Annotated in this window: 16 protein-coding genes and 1 pseudogene; 10 read left to right on the top strand and 7 right to left on the bottom strand. The window is 59.8% G+C overall.

Annotated features, from left to right (window positions below; genetic code table 11):
• Position 1: 1 nt before the first annotated feature.
• On the bottom strand, positions 2-1,012 hold the full coding sequence (locus EXY20_RS20830) for a permease (RefSeq protein WP_235886123.1): 1,011 nt from the start codon (positions 1,010-1,012) through the stop codon (positions 2-4).
• A 39-nt stretch (positions 1,013-1,051) separates the two neighbouring features.
• Positions 1,052-2,077 (bottom strand): CobW family GTP-binding protein, encoded by a 1,026-nt coding sequence (locus EXY20_RS20825; RefSeq protein WP_135554030.1) that lies wholly within the window; start codon positions 2,075-2,077, stop codon positions 1,052-1,054.
• A gap of 96 nt (positions 2,078-2,173) precedes the next feature.
• Here EXY20_RS20825 and EXY20_RS20820 point away from each other — a divergent pair, with 96 nt between their 5' ends.
• The 3 genes from EXY20_RS20820 (at position 2,174) to EXY20_RS40445 (ending at position 6,142) form a co-directional block, all read left to right on the top strand.
• The gene (locus tag EXY20_RS20820) at positions 2,174-2,389 is read left to right on the top strand and encodes a hypothetical protein (protein WP_135554029.1); all 216 of its coding nucleotides are present in this window, start codon (positions 2,174-2,176) and stop codon (positions 2,387-2,389) included.
• Between the two features lie 395 nt (positions 2,390-2,784).
• A complete protein-coding gene (locus EXY20_RS20815; protein ID WP_135554028.1) occupies positions 2,785-3,018 on the top strand; it encodes a hypothetical protein in 234 nt (77 codons plus the stop codon).
• Between the two features lie 493 nt (positions 3,019-3,511).
• Positions 3,512-6,142 carry a choice-of-anchor Q domain-containing protein gene (locus EXY20_RS40445; protein WP_167859393.1) on the top strand — a complete coding sequence of 877 codons (2,631 nt, stop codon included), beginning with the start codon at positions 3,512-3,514 and terminating at the stop codon, positions 6,140-6,142.
• Between the two features lie 259 nt (positions 6,143-6,401).
• Here the strand turns inward: EXY20_RS40445 and EXY20_RS40440 are convergent.
• Positions 6,402-6,845: pseudogene (locus EXY20_RS40440) on the bottom strand (metallophosphoesterase); the annotation flags it as partial.
• 28 nt (positions 6,846-6,873) lie between these two features.
• Positions 6,874-7,269, bottom strand: coding sequence for a TOBE domain-containing protein (locus EXY20_RS39965; protein ID WP_235886122.1), 396 nt, complete (start codon positions 7,267-7,269; stop codon positions 6,874-6,876).
• On the opposite strand from EXY20_RS39965, the gene EXY20_RS39960 reads away from it, so the two are divergent.
• Positions 7,195-7,812: a LysR family transcriptional regulator substrate-binding protein gene (locus tag EXY20_RS39960; protein ID WP_235886127.1), complete on the top strand. Its 618-nt coding sequence runs from the start codon at positions 7,195-7,197 to the stop codon at positions 7,810-7,812. The genes EXY20_RS39965 and EXY20_RS39960 overlap by 75 nt on opposite strands.
• 104 nt (positions 7,813-7,916) lie before the next feature.
• Positions 7,917-8,636: an MtnX-like HAD-IB family phosphatase gene (locus EXY20_RS20790; RefSeq protein WP_167859392.1), complete on the top strand. Its 720-nt coding sequence runs from the start codon at positions 7,917-7,919 to the stop codon at positions 8,634-8,636.
• Positions 8,637-8,925: 289 nt separating this feature from the next.
• Here EXY20_RS20790 and sspI read toward each other — a convergent pair whose 3' ends face one another.
• Complete coding sequence (gene sspI, locus EXY20_RS20785) at positions 8,926-9,144, bottom strand: small acid-soluble spore protein SspI (protein ID WP_135554023.1); 219 nt, start codon at positions 9,142-9,144, stop codon at positions 8,926-8,928.
• Between the two features lie 271 nt (positions 9,145-9,415).
• Between sspI and EXY20_RS20780 the strand changes: the two genes are divergently transcribed.
• The 5 genes from EXY20_RS20780 (at position 9,416) to EXY20_RS20760 (ending at position 14,827) form a co-directional block, all read left to right on the top strand.
• Positions 9,416-10,108 carry a potassium channel family protein gene (locus EXY20_RS20780; protein ID WP_135554022.1) on the top strand — a complete coding sequence of 231 codons (693 nt, stop codon included), beginning with the start codon at positions 9,416-9,418 and terminating at the stop codon, positions 10,106-10,108.
• A 3-nt stretch (positions 10,109-10,111) separates the two neighbouring features.
• Positions 10,112-10,909 carry a TrmH family RNA methyltransferase gene (locus EXY20_RS20775; RefSeq protein WP_135554021.1) on the top strand — a complete coding sequence of 266 codons (798 nt, stop codon included), beginning with the start codon at positions 10,112-10,114 and terminating at the stop codon, positions 10,907-10,909.
• Positions 10,910-11,045: 136 nt separating this feature from the next.
• The gene (locus EXY20_RS20770) at positions 11,046-12,041 is read left to right on the top strand and encodes a Gfo/Idh/MocA family protein (protein WP_135554020.1); all 996 of its coding nucleotides are present in this window, start codon (positions 11,046-11,048) and stop codon (positions 12,039-12,041) included.
• A 71-nt stretch (positions 12,042-12,112) separates the two neighbouring features.
• Entirely contained in the window at positions 12,113-12,967 is an 855-nt protein-coding gene (locus EXY20_RS20765; protein ID WP_135554019.1) for an amidohydrolase family protein, read from the top strand.
• A gap of 462 nt (positions 12,968-13,429) precedes the next feature.
• On the top strand, positions 13,430-14,827 hold the full coding sequence (locus EXY20_RS20760) for a TolB family protein (RefSeq protein ID WP_135554018.1): 1,398 nt from the start codon (positions 13,430-13,432) through the stop codon (positions 14,825-14,827).
• Positions 14,828-14,869: 42 nt separating this feature from the next.
• On the opposite strand, the gene EXY20_RS20755 is transcribed toward EXY20_RS20760, so the two are convergent.
• Both EXY20_RS20755 and EXY20_RS20750 read right to left on the bottom strand, forming a co-directional pair.
• The gene (locus EXY20_RS20755; protein ID WP_135554017.1) at positions 14,870-16,558 is read right to left on the bottom strand and encodes an ATP-binding cassette domain-containing protein; all 1,689 of its coding nucleotides are present in this window, start codon (positions 16,556-16,558) and stop codon (positions 14,870-14,872) included.
• Positions 16,543-17,367, bottom strand: a complete 825-nt coding sequence (locus tag EXY20_RS20750) for an ATP-binding cassette domain-containing protein (protein WP_135554016.1) — start codon at positions 17,365-17,367, stop codon at positions 16,543-16,545. The genes EXY20_RS20755 and EXY20_RS20750 overlap by 16 nt, the downstream gene beginning before the upstream one ends.
• Between the last annotated feature and the right edge of the window lie 58 nt (positions 17,368-17,425).

Below are 17,425 nucleotides of genomic sequence, written 5' to 3'. Positions count from 1 at the left end.
TTCACCATAAATAAACTTGTCCGATAACAAGCGAGCCTATGAACACGAAAACGGCAACGAGCAACGCCAACAGCAGCACGTATTTGGTGCGGAAAACGGCCAGCAGCATGAGCGTGCTTTTGAAATCGAGCATCGGGCCGAACACGAGAAACGACAGCAAGGCGCCGCCGGAAAAGGTCGTCACGAACGAAGAAGCGACGAACGCGTCGGATGTCGAGCAAAGCGACAATACATAAGCGAAACCCATCATCAGCAGGCTGGAACCGGCTTCGTTCTGCGCCAGACCGGTCAGGCTGCCGTGCGGGACGAACGTTTGCACGAGCGCGGTCAAGGCGGCGCCGAACAGCAAATATTTGCCGGTATCGAACGTTTCGACGGACGCATGTCCGAGAAAGGTCGAGATGCGCCCGCCCTGCCGCTGATGGACATGCCCGTCGCCCGCTGCAAGCTGCGTTGCCGCGGTGTGGCGCAGCATATTTTTGCGGACCAGCGCTTTGAACAACAATCCGATGACGACGGCGATAACCAGAGCCAGCCCCATCCGCGCGGACACCATCTCGGGACGGGTCGGAAACGCCACGCGGGTAGCGGCATACACGACCGGATTGACGATCGGTCCGGCGAGAATGAACACAATGCCGATATATGCCGGCATTCCCTTCTGAATGAAGCGGCGCACGACGGGGATCATCGCGCATTCGCAGACGGGAAACACAATGCCGAGCGCGATCGCGAACAGGACGGCGAGCAGCGTATTGCCGGGAATCGACTTCGTGATCCAGGCATCGGGCACGAATGCTTGCATCAAGGAGGAAACAAACACGCCGAGCAGAAGAAACGGCAGCGACTCGAGCATGATGCTGATCCAGACAATTTTGAACGACTGCAGCTCCGCGCCGTAAACGATCGGATGCTGCGCCAACACCTGCGGGTTCATGGCCAGCACGGCAACGAAGCTGATCATGGCGATAAAAAAGAAATGAATGCCCATTCGCGACAAAAAAGATGGCAAACGATACGTCTCCTTCCCGGATTTCGGTTTCGGGGCGCCTTACGGGCGGCCAGCCAGTTGGGTCCATTCCGAGCGGAGTGCGCCCGCATCCAGCCCGGTACCGATCAGCACAAGGTATGTATCGCCTTCATAGTTGCTCGGCTCCCAATACAACCGTTTGCCGGCCCATTGCACCAGCCATACGCCCGGCTGATCGCGCAGCGACACATACCCTTTGGCGCGAAGCAGGCTGGTCGGCCGCTGCTTGAGGAAACGTTCGAGTTGCCCGCGGTCGAGCTTGCCGGATTGCGGCAAAGTAATTGTTTGAAGCCGGGAAAACGATCGCGTTTGCACCTCGGCGGCGGGTTGGTTCGATTCGGGCAGATGCGAATGATGGCGGCGATGGGAAGCGCCGGACCCGGACAACACGCGGAAAGCGGGCAACGCGCTCTGATGCTGGCGAGAATAGGCGGGAATATCGTGCAGAAACGGTTCCTCGTACCGGCTTTGGGTCGTAAAGCGGATGGGGGCGGCCGAATTTTGTTTGCGGATCGTTTTTTCGATTTTGGCCTGTTCGGCGGCCGGCACGAGATCGCATTTGTTGACCAGGATTCGATCGGCCACTTCCATTTGCCGGCGCAGCGTATGGACAAGCTCGCGATCCGAAGCGAAAATGCTGTTGTACTCGCGCACATGCTCGGCGTCGAGCACCGTTACGATTCGCTGCAGGGTCAGCGTGCCGCGCAGGGCAGGTTCGGTCAGGCAGTCGGCGACTTCCTCGGGATTGGCGACGCCGGTCAGTTCGATCAGCACGACATCGGGCTGCCTTGCGGCAAGTAGCAGCAAACTTGCGGCTACTTCCTCTTTTTTGTCGCAGCAGATGCAGCCGTCCAACAGCTTCTCGAGCGTCAGCCCGGGCGAACGTTGCCGGAGCATGTGGCCGTCCATATCGAGCTTGCCGAGCTCGTTCATCAGTACGGCCGGGCGGAGTCCGCGCTCCTCGGCCTCGGCGAGCAGTCGCAGAAGGAGCGTCGTTTTCCCGCTCCCGAGAAAGCCGCTCAAAATAATCACAGGAATCGTGTGCATCCGATGGACACCTGCCCGCATTTAAATGTAATTATTACAATTATAACACGGATTGCGATTTTCAGTACAGGAAATGTTCGCGCTCGGGCAGGAAGCATGCGCTGGACGCGTCGCGAGCGGCCTGTGCTGACGCTGCAGCGCAGGAAACATGCGCTACAGGCGCCGCTGGCGGCTCGCGAGTATCTCTCTTCGAAATTAGCCCATAAAACATGGCTTATTTGTCCGATTTCAGGTGATTCTATAGAAATAGCCAGTGAAAACATGGCCTATTTTGCAAAAGTAGCCCTGACTTCGTACTTTTCAGCCAAATAGCCAGTGATTTCGCTGGCTATTTTGTTGCTGAGGGCTGATTCGGAGGAAATAGCCAATAAATCATGGCCTATTTTGTAGGATACCTTTATTGAACCCGCCAACCCGCAGCATTTTCGTTTGTGTCCAGTTAGATGGTTGTCCAGGTGGTAAGAAACATATGGTAGACCGGGCAGAGTGGATCTCTTCCGTTCATATGCTTGCTCATGTTGAAGAAAATCGTGTACAAGGGTGGAAGTCGGAAAAAATTCTGCAAAATCCGTCTTTTCGCTTATTGTCATTTTTGAATACTTTGTATACTATGTATACGAAGTTGCTGCAAACCCTCAGACACGCAGAACGGTACGGTACAATGACAAGGATTCGGGCCTGATACGAAGCTAGTGGAGCGGTCCGAAATGTCGAAACAGACGGAGCTAGTGGAGCGGCTTGAAACGTCGAAACTGGCAGGGTTGGTAGAGCGGCTTGAAAGGTCGAAACTGGCGGAGTTGGTGGAGCGGTTCGAAAGGTCGAAACTGGCGGAGTTGGTGGAGCGGTTCGAAAGGTCGAAACTGGCAGGGTTGGTAGGGCGGTTTGAAATGTCGAAACTGGCGGGGTTGGTGGAGTTGCCCGGAACCTTACTGAGTTGTTGAAACACACAGTTTCGGAACGGTCAGAATCCAAGAACCTTCACGACCCGTGCAGTTCCGCCCCAACCGCTGGAACAACCAACCCAACAACCAACCCAACAACCAACCCAACAACCAACCCAACAACCAACCCAACAACTCACCCAACAACCAACCCAACAACCAACCCAACAACCAACCCAACAACCAACCCAACAACCAACCCAACCACCAACCCAACAACCAACCCAACAACCAACCCAACAACCAACCCAACCACCAACCGAACCACCAACCCAACCACCAACCGAACCACCAACCCAACAACCAACCCACTAATCTCACTACCAACCAACCGTCCGTCCGATTGTCTCGGGAGAGCAGCAGCGGAGGAAGCAGAAGAACGGAGGTGAGTCGCACAACGGAAACGAATGATGCCTGAAAAGCATGTTGCAGCGCAATCGCTCTACTATTGCGGTTTCAGCCGTTCCCATTCCAAATTTGGAGGTAGATGAAATTGACGAAACGATGGTTATGGAATATCGCCATGAGTTTGTTGCTGGTTATTAGCTGCTTCGCCGGTATTGCCGGAGGGGCGAACCCGGCGCACGCGAATCCGGTCAAGCTGACGCTCAACGCGTCCATGGTTCACAATATAAGCGGATACGGCGACGCAACCAAGCTCGTCGACGAGCAGAGTACAGCCGGCGACCCGCTTGCGGGCAGCGGGGGAAGCCCCGGCACGCAGTGGCAGCCCGGTTACGCAACCGGTACGTATCCGGCAAGCGTTTATCTCGATTTGGGGCAAAATTACAATTTGACGAACGTATATTATTACGACGCCAACGGTGTCGGCAATTTGACGTTCTCCTCCGGCACGTCGACGAGCAGCTGGTCGTCGCTGTTTACGGATTCGACGAACACGTATTTGACCTGGCGGGGACACACGGTTTCGACAACCGCCCGCTATGTCAAAATAACGATGGAAGACGGCGGCGCCAATCTGCGCGAAGTGGTGCTGTACGGCACGCCCGCTTCGTCCTCGCCGCCGTCCGGCAACAAAATCGCGCTCACTACCGCCATGGTGCACAACACTTCGGGCTTTGGCGATGCGACGCTGATGGTCGACGAGCAATCCGTTGCCGGCGATCCGAAGGGCGGCTCGGGCGGCGCGCCAACGACGCAGTGGGTGCCCGGCGGCACGAACTACCCGGCGGAAGCGTATCTCGACCTGGGGCAAAATTACAATTTGTCCGCCATCTATATTTACGATTCCAACGGAGTCGGCAATTTGACGGTGTCGGCCGGCACGACCGTCGGCAGCTGGACGACGCTGTTCACCGATCCGATGAACACGTATTTGACCTGGAGCGGGCATAACGTCAATGTGACGGCCCGGTACGTCCAGTTCAACCAGGCGAACGGGCAGTCCAATTTCCGCGAAGTGGTGCTGTACGGCTCGCCTTCCTCCACGTCGACGGACACGACGGCTCCGGCAGCCGTGACGTTGTCCGCGCCAAGCGCTACAAGCGATTCCGTCAATTTGTCCTGGACCGCGCCGGGCGATGACGGCAATACCGGAACGGCGACATCGTACGACATTCGCTACAGCACTTCCTCCATCAATTCAGGCAACTTTGGCAGCGCGACGCCGATCGACAACGCGCCGGTTCCCGCAGCCGCCGGCACGGCGCAGTCGGTCCGGGTAGACGGGTTGTCCGCCAGCACGACGTATTATTTTGCGATGAAGACGAAGGATGAAGTGCCGAACACCTCGGCGATGTCCAACGTCGTATCGAAAACGACGACGTCGGCGCCTTCCGGCTGCACCGCCACGATTCCGCTTAACAGCACGATCGATTATTACGGCGACGGAAGCGGAGGCTCCAACCATTTGAACGTAGGGCCCGGAGCGGTCGTCTGCATCGAGGGCGGCACAAGAACGGCGCTGAACTTGCACAATTTCCACGGGTCGGCGGCAGATCCGATTGTGTTCATCAACCATAACGGCCAGGTGACGCTGGCGAATACGACGATGGGGTATGCGCTGAACATCGACAATTCGTCTTATTTTCAACTGACCGGCACCGGCGATGCGAACTACACGTACGGCATTCGCGCCAGCGCGACCAAGTCCGGCGTCAATACGGTCAAAATCGGCGCACTCAGTACCGACTACGAAATCGATCATATGGAGGTGTACGGCGCCGGATTTGCGGGCATGAACCTGAAAACCGATCCGACGTGCGACCTGAGCGGCAATCGCGACCATTTTGTCCAGTACAACACCAGCATTCACGACAATTACGTGCATAACACCACAGGCGAAGGCTTCTACATCGGTTACACGTTCTACAACGGCCACGACATCTCCTGTCAAAAAGTCGTGAACGGCGTACCGCAAGTCGATCAAAACGGCAATCCGATCATGGAGGACAAATGGGTGCTCCCGCATGTGATCGAAGGGCTGCGCGTCTTCAACAACGTGACGAACCAGACGGGCAGGGACGGCATTCAGGTCAGCAGCGCCGTCAGCGATGTCCTGGTGTACAACAACACGATTACGAATTTCGCCACTGCGAACGAAGACGGACAAACGGCCGGCATCCAGATCAATCCGGGCTCGACCGGGCGTTATTACAACAACCGGATTTCCGGCGGCAACACGAAAGGCAAAGGCTTCGAGGTGCAAGCGTGGGGCGACACGTATATTTACAACAACCTGATCGTCAATCCGGGTTCGCTCGGCTTCTACACGAAGGATGAGCGGTCCAATACGAGCGACCCGCTGTACAACGATCATCGCGGCTACCATATTCTGAACAACACAATCGTCGGTCCAACGACCAGAGGCATCACTTATTCGAATACGGCGCTCACCGGCAGCAATTTCGACAACAACATCGTCATCAGCGCATCCGGCAGTTATTATTCCGGCACGGGACTGTCGCAATCGAACGGTTTGTATGCGACTTCCGCCGGCACCAGCATTTTCGTCAATGCCGCTTCCGGCGATTACCATCTGAAGGCGGGTTCGGCGGCGATCGATGCCGGCTTGAACACATCGTCCTCCGGCGTAGTCGATGACATCGAAGGCGACTCGCGGCCCAACGGCAGCGCGTACGACATCGGCGCGTACGAGTATTAACATGCGCAACAAACAAACAGGAGAGGGCATATTCGCCCCCTCCTGTTTGTTTGTCAGCGTCAGCCCGTACGCGTCCGGACGGGTTCCACTCGAACGTCGCAGTATCGGTTGTCCGGCGCGGTCGAGCAGGAATACGCAACGTCGCCGCGCAAATCGAGCAAGTCAGCCGGTGGCCGTGCTTGGCGCCGGTGTCGATGCCGATGCGGCCCGGCGCGAGCCACAGGCTGCCGGGCGCGGCGCCCAGCTTGAAGGTGGGCGTGTGGCCGAACACGACCGTGCGGCCCGGTTCCGGCGCATGCGCCCAAAATTCTTCGCGGATCTCCGTCATGTCCGCGATCGATTGCCGTTCCGGCGGCAAACCGCGGCGAATGCCGGCGTGCACGAACAGAAACTCGTCCTCCGTCGCGTAATACGGAATCGATCCGAGCCAGTCGCGCACGTCGCAAGGCGCGTCGGTCCAGTCGTTGCGAAGCAGCTGCACTTCCAGATTGCCCGGCAGCGCCACCGCGCCTTGCCGCGCAAGCGAATGGACGATCTCCAGCGTCGATCGCGTCGACGGATCGGCATCGACGTAGTCGCCGAGCAGGAACAGCCGATCGCGCCGCGGGTCATAGCCGGCTTCGCGGAGAAACAGGAGCAGCCCTTCTCCGTGGCCGTGAATATCCGAAACCGCCAGCAGGCGGGGGGAATGGTCAGTTGTCATTGCCGTCGCGAACCTTTCGTGGAGTCTTTTATGCCGGTGCGTACAGGAAAGCTCCGGTTTCGGGCAGCCGGGCGAGCTGCCGCGAACCGGCGGAAAGCGGCGACTCGCTCAGCACATACAGCTTCTGGCCGTCTCCCGTCTCTACCGCCGAACGCCAGCGGCTGCCTTCGAACGTGCAGAGCAGCACCGTCACTTCAAGCCGGTTGCGCATCATGCTGTCGCCGCCGGCTGCCGGTTCGGCCGCCGCGCTCGCTTCCGCGGCAGCAGCCGGGGCGAGCATGCCGGCGATCGACAAGCTTTCCGGCCGGAACAACACTTCCGCCGGCGAACCGTTCGGCAGCGCGTCGAGATCGGCGCCGCCGACGCCTTCGATCAGCGCGCCGCCAACGCGTATTTTGCCGAGTTTCAGACGAACTTCCCGCAAATCCAGCTGCTGCTGTCGGTGAAGACGGCGGAGACGGTGCTTGGCATGCTGCGCAATTACGACATCGAGCTGGCGATCGTTTCCCTGCCGGATCAGTCGGAGAGGGGCATGGTCGTGACGCCGCTTGTCGCCGACGAACTGAAGCTGCTGCTTTCGCCGCGGCATCCGCTGACCCGCCAGGAGACGATCACCGTCGACGACTTGCGGCGCGAGCGGTTTTTGCTGCACGAGCCGGGTTCGACGTCCCGCCAGCTGACGGACGAATGGGCCGGCAAGGTGGGGCTGCCGTTCGATTCGGTCATGGAGCTCGGCGCGATCGAAACGATGAAGGAAGCGGTCAAATGCAACATGGGCATCGCCGTGCTGCCGCGCCGCAGCGTGATACGCGAGACGGAGACGGGCGAGCTGCTGCAGCGGGACTTGCCGGCGTATGACAACCGTCGGCATATTTGCCTGGTGTACCGGGACGAGGAGCTGCTCTCGACAAATGCGCGGTTGTTTATGCAGACGTTGCTTGACCGCATCGAACAGGCGCCGGCATGAGGGCCGGGCCGGGCGGTTGCGGGATTTGCCGCTGGCGCGGGTTGACGCTTTTGCCGCCCCGGCATAGAATAGACGGATACAAGCATACGAACGCGGAGGACACGATGGGGAACTTGTACGTGGTGACGGATTTTGACGGGACGCTGATGCATGAGGATGTGGGCGACGAGCTGATGGAGGCGCTCGGCGTCGTGCGCGATCCGGCGTTGCAGGAGGCGGTGCGCAAGTTGCGGACCAAGGAAGGCGGCTCAAGGGAGTGGATCATGGCCGCTTATCCGCACTTGGCGGGGCGCAAGGACGAAGTGGATGCGGTGATCGGGCGGGTGCGGCTGCGCGACGGAGCGAAACGGTTTCTGCGCTATTGCGAGGAACAGGACGTACCGGTGACCGTGCTGAGCGACGGCATGGCTTATTATATTGAAACAATTCTGGCCCGGGAGGGCGTGCAGCCGGCGCAGACGATCGCCAATCCGATCCGCTACTTGCCGGACGGCGGGTACGAACTGAAGCTGCAAAATGACAACGCGGCCTGCAGCTGGTGCGGCTGCTGCAAAGCCGACGTCGTGCGCGAGCTGAAGCGGGACGGCAGCTTCGTCGTTTATATCGGCGACGGCACGAGCGACTACTACGGCTCGGCGTTCGCCGACTGGGTGTTCGCCCGCGGCACGCTGGCACAGTATTTGACCCGCGAAGGGGAGGCGTTTTTCCCGTTCGAGTCGTTCGACGACGTGCTTGCGGTGCTGCAGCCGCAATTGGCGTCGTTTCGGGCCGGCACGGCGGCGGGACGGCGCGGCCGGACGAACGATTTTTGCCGCTTCGCGTAAGGCTGCGGCTGCTCCGGCAAAATAGCCCATGAAAAATGGCTTATTCGCCCTTTTTTGCTCGCTCCATCAAAAATAACCAGCGATTTCGCTGGCTATTTTGTCCAAACGGCCTTGCTATTGAGTTTTTCGCAGAAATAACCAGTGATTTCACTGGCTATTTTGTTTCTGGCAGCTATTTTCGCCGAAATAGGCAATCAAACATGGCTTATTTTCCTGATGCCGGGGATGTTTGGGTGCCCGAACATGCGCAAAAAGAAAAGCCCCACCAAGTGGGGTTATTTGCGCTGTGTCAGGTTGCCGCCGCTGCGGGCAAATGCTCCTTCAGCGTTGACGCCATCGCTTTTTTCGCCGATTCGTCACTGTGCTCCCAGATGATTTCGAACAGCACGCCGAGTCCCGGCAATGCGCGATCGTCTCCTCCAAGCGAATCCTCAATGACTTGCTCCAGCTCGTCAGTCGACTTGTCCTGCATGCGCTGGATGATCGCCTGGCGCAAATTGAGATTCATGAACGCACTCCTCCATTTGCCGTAAATAATCCCTGCGTTAGTATGCGTCGCAAGGTGCGGAATCATGCCGCGGCTTGCTGGAAATGGGGACTTGCTGTGCTATAATGATTTTATTGATCGATGTAAATCAGCGAGGCTGGCTCGGCGCAAGCGGTGAAAATCAATGCCGATTGGACCTGGAGAGCGGCCCAATGCGGTAATGATTTTATTGATCGAAACAAAGCGGTGAAAATCATTGCCGGTTGGACCCGGATGGAGGCCCAATGCGGGAATGATTTTATTGCTCGCCGGGAGGATTGCCGCTATGAAAAAACAGTTTGCCGTCGTGGGCATGGGGCGCTTCGGGTCCAGCGTTGCCCGGACGCTGCACGAGCTCGGTTTCGAGGTGCTGGCGATCGATTCGAGCGAGGAACGCATTCAGGAAGTAAGCGGCATGGTGACGCATGCGCTGCAAGCGGACTCCACGGAGGAAGAGGCGCTGCGCGCCATCGGCATCCGCAACTTCGACGTGGTCGTCGTGGCGATTGGCCAGGACATTCAGTCGAGCATTTTGACGACGCTGATTTTGAAGGAGCTCGGCGTTTCGACGCTTGTCGTCAAGGCGCAGAACGAGCTGCACGGCAAAGTGCTGGCCAAGATCGGCGCCGACAAAGTCGTGTACCCGGAACGGGACATGGGGCACCGCGTCGCCCATCATCTCGTGTCGCCGAACATCCTCGACCACATCGAGCTGTCCGACGAATACAGCCTGCTGGAGCTGAAAGCGCCGCGTTCCATGATCGGCGGCACCTTGCGCCAGCTCGACATTCGCGCCAAACACCGCTGCAACGTCATCGCGATCAAACATGACGGGCAAATGAACATTTCCCCGTACGGCGAAGATACGATTCGCGAGAATGACATTCTTGTCATCGTCGGCAAAAACGACGATTTGCACGCCTTAGAACTGGCTTATATGGAGTGACGAATGGAACCGATGCTGACTTCCGTCGCCAACCCGCGGGTCAAACAGTGGAGCGAGCTGCTGACCAAACGCGGCAGGGACAAGACGGGCAAGTTTTTGCTGGAAGGCGTGCACCTGATCGAGGAAGCGAAACAGGCCGGGCATCCGCTGGAAACGCTGCTGTTCGATGCGGAGAAAGGGCTGCCCGAGTCGCTCGCAGGCGCCGCCGCTCAGGTCGTGCCGGTCAGCGCCGCGGTGCTGGCCAAGTGCAGCGACACGCAAACGCCGCAAGGCGTCATCGCCATCGCCGCCAAACTGCCGCCGCTGTCCGGGGAGCAGCTCGCCGGGGCGGGCGGGCGGCAGCTTGTTGTCGTCGTTGACGGCGTGCAGGACCCGGGCAACCTCGGCACGATCATCCGCAGCGCGGATGCCGTCGCCGCCTCGGCGGTGCTGCTTGGGCCGGGCACGGTCGACTTGTACAACCCGAAGACGATTCGCGCCACGATGGGTTCGTTGTTCCATTTGCACATCGGGCAAGGGGAACTGCTGCCGTGGCTGGCGCACGCGGCCGCCGCGGGTGCACAAGTCGTCGGGACGAGCCTCGCGGCCCGGCAAAGCTGCTACGAGCTCGACTTGACGCAGTCGACCTGGCTCGTCTTCGGCAGCGAAGGCGCCGGCGTGTCGCCGCAGGTGGAGGCGCACGTGACGCAGCGGGCGATTATCCCGATGCCGGGCCGCGCCGAATCCCTCAATGTGGCGATGGCCGCCACCGTGCTGCTGTTCGAAGCGGCGCGGCAGCGGGGGTTAAGCAAACCATATTAATAAGGGTTCCAAATGAAGCAAGCCTAAGACTGGAATAGGATCTGTTTTTCCCCGATCCTTTCACCAGTCTTTTTCATCCATTGGGTGATTGTTCTAATACAAATAAAATTGATTAAATGGGGAAGAGGTGAGTGAAATGGCAGCCGACAAATGGAAAGTAGGCTTATACGGCCACAACGGCCATCAGATTCACGCGCATTTGAACGATCATCCCGAAGCCGAAATTGCCGCCATCGCGGGGTTCGGTGATGAAACGCTGGCGGCCGGACTGGCGGCAGCTGGCGCGGCCGTGTACGGCAGCCTGGAAGAGATGCTTGCCGATCCCGCTATCGAAATGATCTCGTTATGCTCGCCCATTCGGGCGGAGCAGGCAGCCCACGCCGTGCTATGCCTGGAGGCAGGCAAACATGTGTACGCCGAAAAACCGGCAGCGACGACAGAGGCCGATCTGGAGCGGATTATTGCCGCTGTTCGGCGAACGGGAAGGCGCTTTCACGAAATGTCGGCGTCAACGTTTCAGCAGCCGTATGCGGAGATGGCCAAGCTGGTCCGCCAAGGCGTTATCGGCGAGGTCGTGCAGGTGTTCAGCCAGAAGTCATACCCTTACGGAACCGGACGGCCGCAACGGGAAGCGGTGGATGGGGGACTGCTGCTGCAGGCGGGCGTCTACAATGTGCGCTTCATCGAACAAATTGCCGGCGTTCGGGTGATCGATATGGACGTGGCGGAGACGAAGCTCGGCAACGGCGACCCGGCAGGCGAATGCCGGCGGGCCGTATCAATGACGATGAAGCTGGCCAATGGCGGCGTCGGCAGCGGGATCGCCAACTATTTATCCCCCGGGCCCGCTGTAATGGGAAGATGGGGCTACGAAATCGTGCGCATCTTCGGCACGAAAGGATTTGTCGAATGCTTCGATGTGGGGAGGAGCACCCGGCTCGTGGCGGACGAGCAAGATTGCGGAACAATCGTGCCAAGCGAACCGTCGCGTCATGACGTTGACGTGTTCATCGAACATCTTCGTCATGGAACGCCGATGCCGTTCTCCATAGAGGAGGAATTGAACCCCGTCCGCATGCTGATCCGGGCGAAACACAAAACGGGAGTGGACGCACCCTTGCCGCATCTGTGAACGTTCGTTGCGAGGGAGTTGCATTTGTGATACGATACATTTTTTATAGGGAACCGGGGAGGAAGACGCAAATGGCCGAACAACCAAAAGCGGCGTATATCGATAGTCATGTACATTTGTGGGAGCTGGCGCGGGGAGATTACGGCTGGCTGACGCCGGCTGCCGGCTCCATTTATCGCGATTTTACATTCGAGCAGCTCGTTCCGCATCTGGATGCTCATGGCGTGCAAGGCATTGTGGCGGTGCAGGCCGCTCCGACGGTGGCGGAAGCGGAATATTTGCTGAAGCTGACGGACGAGCATCCGCGTATTGTAGGCGTCATCGGTTGGATGAGCCTGATTGCGCCGGATTTTCGCGCGACGTTCGACCGGCTGGCGGAGCATCCGGCATTTGCCGGCATCCGGCTCGATTCGAGCTTCCGCGACCTGTTCGTGGAAGGCAGCAGGAAGGAAGAACTGCTGGACGGTTTGCGCTACATTGCCGGTAAAGGCAAAGTAGTCGAATGGCTGATGGCGCCCGGCATGATCGATGTGCTGCTCGCGTGCCTGCCGGAAGTGGACGGGCTGAAGGCGGTCGTCGATCATTTGGGCAACCCGCCGATGGCGGAAGAGGCGCTGGAGCCGTGGTCGTCGCAGATGGAAGCCGTCTCGCGTTATCCGCAAACGGCGGTCAAGCTGTCCGGCATGATTACGCAGGGCGACCGGACCCGTCCGGACCGCCATCGTCCTTTCGTGGAGCGGCTGAACGAGTTGTTCGGGCCAAGCCGGCTTCTCTTCGGCAGCGACTGGCCTGTGGCGCTGCTCGGCGGCAGCTACGACGAGACGGTGCAGTATTTCGAGCGGCTGCTGCCGGCCGGCTGGGACGAAGCGACGTTGGAGCAAGTGCGCCGAACGAACGCGATCCGGATTTACGGTTTGTCTTTGTGAAACGAGAAATCCGGCGCTGCCAATGCAGCGCCGGGTTTTGTTTTCGCACCGGGTTATCAAAATAGCCAATGAAAAATGGCTCATTTGCCCGATTTCAGGTGCCTCGTCGGAAATAGCCAGTGATTTCACTGGTTATTTGCCCCTGGTCGCCTTCAAATAGGCACTTTAAGCGAAATAGCCAGCGATTTCACTGGCTATTTTGACGATGCTGCCCGTTTTTGGCGAAATAGGCAATAAAACATGGCCTATATTGCAAGAGGCTCGATCGGAGCGGCACAAAAAGCGAATTGGTTAGTTGTCGAAGGGGAGAGGGCCGCGTTATGTGCAATTTGTCTGCTTGGCGACGGCTAAAACAGGGACGAGGGGGCGGGAGCGGAGAGCGGCATTCGATGGGCGCGGGTCGGCGCAACAATGAAAGGCGCCGTGTCGTCCAATAGGGTAACTGGAAAGGAGTGGAGGACAATGGCTCGAGCCCGACTGGCTTCCGGCTTGGTTATGTTGCTTTTGCTCGGCGCCTGCCGCCAGGCAGGGGACGCCGTGCCTGCGCCAAGCGTGTCGCCGCTTTCAACACCGGCTGCGCCTTCGACCGCTTTTTCCCCCGGTCCGTCTGCCGTACCGAAACCGGCCGGAAGCTTGCGAGCCGACGTGGACCAGAACCAATCGCCCATTGTCGCCCAAAATCAAGCGGAAGTCCGCTTCACGTCCGATGTCGATTTGGACCGCGATTCCGTGGAGAAGGCGATCCGGCAACAACTGAGCAGCAGCATTCCGGGCAGAAACGAAATCCTCTATGCCGTTCGTTGGGTGTCCGACCGGGAATTGTTCGTTGCCTTTCACGATCTGCAGCCGCGGGAAACGATTCATTTCAGCACGCAGCATGCGCTTGCCCAAGCTTCCGAACCGCTAAACGAAACCGATATGCCGCACTTGTACGCCGCAGCTTTCCAATACCGGCCCGCCGATCAAACCGCCGGACTGGTCATTTCCGACGCCAGCACGTTGACGAACCGGTACATCGCAGCCGTTTCGCCAGCCAATGCGAATTTGCTGGCAACATCGGGTTCCGCCGCCGCTTACATACTGTCTTATGAAACCGGTTCGGCCGAGTTCATCGATTTGGCGAAAGGAACGGCAAAGCCGCTCCGGCTCACGATGCCCCAAACGCCGAACCTTTATGAAAAGCTGCACGGCTACCAACCCTATCAGTTTTCCAATCGGGTCAACGGCGACTTTTTGTACGCGATTGTGGCGCACAGCGAGGTGTACCGCATCCGGCTGTCGGATGCCGGCAGCGAAAGGATTTATACGTCCCCGCTGCCGCTGCTTGGCATATCTTCCTCGCCGGACGGCAGCAAAATCGGGCTGATGGTCGCACATCATGCCGAATTGCGATCCGAGGCCGATCTTGTGGTGATCGATCGGAAGGGCAAACCGGTTGCAAGCATGCCGGAAGTATCGTACTTGTCGCACAGCGACGGATACTTGAACGGGTATCCGATCGACTGGGCAAACGACAGCAAAATTCGGGTGATGAGCGAATTTGACGGCAAGCGGGGGCATAACGAAATCGACCTGACCACCAAAGCCGTTTCGCAAGTGCCGGACGCCGCGATGAGCGATTCGGCCGTGTTGCACATTTTGCAGTCCGAGCGGGAAATCGTGCCGTTCTTTTCGCCGGATGGGTCGAAGCTGGTATACGTTACCCGGTCCAACGCCGGATTTTATCTGGAATTGTGGCTGCGGGATACGGCAACGAACCGGACCGACCTGATCGGGCTCGGCCGCTTCATCGGCTGGACCGGCAACGATTCCTTCGTGTGGGCGGAGTATCGCGCCGACGGGAAAGAGCCGGGGTGGTAAAACCACCTCGGCGACCATCGCGACCACGGCTGCAGCTGCGGCTTAACGCACGGCAAGCAGCACAACGAACAAGAGGCAGCCGGCGCACAACGCCATCGCATTGGCCCGGCGGACGGAGCCGGCAGCGGAACGCTGCGGCAGCGGCTGTTTGGCGCCGCCGGTCACGTTCTTCAGTTCCATTGCCAGGATCAGTTCCTCCACGTTAATAAAAAGCGACATCAGCAGCGGAATCGCAAACACCGGCAACTCGCGAAAATGGAGCCGGCCGCGCTTGATCGCCCGTTTGCCGCGCGCTTTGGCGATGACGGCGAAACGTTCGGCCTCCTCGAGAATTAGCGGGATGAACCGGAGCAGCAGCGAAGCGGCCAGCGTCAGCATGGCGAGCCGCTTGTGCAGCCGCAGCTTGAACAGCGCCTGGTGCAGCCCTTGGTACATATCCAGCGAGCTGGTCGACAGCGCAAAAGCGATGCCGAAGACAGTTACGGCAAACAGATCGAGCAAGTTTTGCGCCGTAACGGACGCCCGCGGCCACTGGAAGCCGATGAAGCTGCCGCTGTCCGCGCCGAGATGCAAATCGAGCCCGGAGATGGCGGTCGTCAGCAGCAAAAAGAAAAGCAGCGGCCGGCTCATCCGCAGCAGCTTCGCGCGATCGGCCGGAATGAGCGTCGGCAGGCAGCAGGCAGCAAGCAGCAGCCCGAACAGCGTGCCGAACCAGTCGCGCTGCATAATGACGCCGGCGGCCAGCAGCATGTAGAGCGCCCACTTTACTTTGGCGTCCAGGCGGTACGCGATGCCCCGCCGCCGTCCCTGCCCCGTCGTGGCGCCGGACTCCGGCAAAGCCGCCTCCGCTTCTGCAGCCTCTACCGGCGGCGGTACGGCTTGTTTCGCCGCGCCTTCGCGCAGCGTCTCGACGATCGCATCCGCCATCCGCTCCGGCGTTGCGCTGCCCGGCGGCACGCGAACGCCTGCGGCCCGCAGCGCCATCGCCGTCTCCATCGCGCCGGTCAGGCCGACGCCCGCATCGACCAGCGGCTGCGGGTCGGCATACAGCGCCTCCGGCGTCGTATCCGCAACGATGCGCCCTTCGCGCAGCACCAATATACGATCCGCCACCGGAAACAGCGCATCGAGATCGTGCGTGCTGAGCACGATGCCGCACCGGCTTTTGGCATGGGCAAGCCATGCCGTCAACTGCGCCGCCGACGCCGCGTCCAGGCCGGCAGTCGGCTCGTCGAGCAGCAGCCACGGCGCTTCCGCCGCGGTTACCGTGGCCTGCGCCGCGCGGCGCTTCTCGCCGCCGGACAGCGTAAACGGCGACGTCTCGAGCCACGCCGCAGGCAGCCGCTGCTCCGTCATCGCGGCGGCGACCCGGCGGCGGCGTTCTTCCGCGTCAAGCCGGTAAGGATGCAGCGAATAATCGAATTCGCGCTGCAGCGTAGGGGCGAACAGCTGATGCTCCGGGAACTGGAACGCGATTGCGCTGCGGAGCAGCAGCTCGCGGTCCGGTTTGCCGCGCCGCCACAACGGCGAACCGTCGTACGAAACGGAGCCGGCGCTTGGTTCGGCCAGGCCGGCGAGCGCCCGCAGCAGCGTCGTTTTGCCGGAGCCGGTTTGGCCGACGAGCAGCGTCAGCCGGCGATCTTCAAGCAGGCACGTAATCTGGCTCAGGATCGGGTGATCCTGGGGGTCATCGTCACGGCGAACGGTCACATCGTTCAGTTCGATAGGCATAGTTGCTCCATGGCATGAGCCAAATGGGACGGGAATAACGGGCGTTCTGCCGGCATGACGTTCCGGCGATGCAGCTGCTCCGCAACGCGTACAACGTACGGCGGCTCGAAGCCGTACCGTTCGCACGGCGTCCCCGATTCCGTCCGTTCATAGAAGAACCGGTCCGGCGTCCCATCGTAAACAAGCCGTCCCTCCCCAAGCACAAGCACGCGTTCGCCGTAGCCAAGCTCCTCCATGCGGTGCGTCACCCATACGATCGTTTTGCCGGCCCGGTGAAGGCGGACCGCCGTGTCCAGCACGGCTTGCCGGGACCCGGGGTCGAGCATCGACGTCGCCTCGTCGAACACGATAGCTTCCGCATCCGCGGCAAGACAGGAGGCGATGTTCAGCAGTTGCTTCTGCCCTCCGGACAGATGGCGCACCTCCGCGTCCGCGGCGACGCGCAGCCCCGCCTGGCGCAGCAGCTCGCGCAACACGGACGGCCAGGCCGCCGGGTCCGGCGGCTGCCGCAAGCTGACCGCCAGCTCTTCCTCCACGGTCGAGCCGAGCAACTGCGATTCCGGCTGCTGCAGCACGAGGTGCGGCACACCGCTGCGTTCGAGGGTGCCGCTGGTCAGCGGCAGGATGCCGGCCAGCGCTTTGGCGAACGTGCTTTTGCCGCTGCCGTTGCCGCCGGCGACGCAAGTCCAGGAGCCGCGATCGATTGCGCAGCTCACTTCGCGAAGCGCATAACGGCCGCTCCGGCCGTCAACATAATCGACGCTTGCGCGCTCCATGCGAAAAAAAAACGTTGCCGATTCGTAAATCATGGGTACCAATTCCTTATTTGCGGTGGTATAATGCGAATTGTTAACCTGTACGTACGTA

The sequence above is a fragment of the Paenibacillus cymbidii genome, from assembly GCF_004764705.1.
Lineage (GTDB): Bacteria > Bacillota > Bacilli > Paenibacillales > NBRC-103111 > Paenibacillus_AN > Paenibacillus_AN cymbidii.
This window is presented reverse-complemented; position numbering and strand designations above follow the sequence as displayed.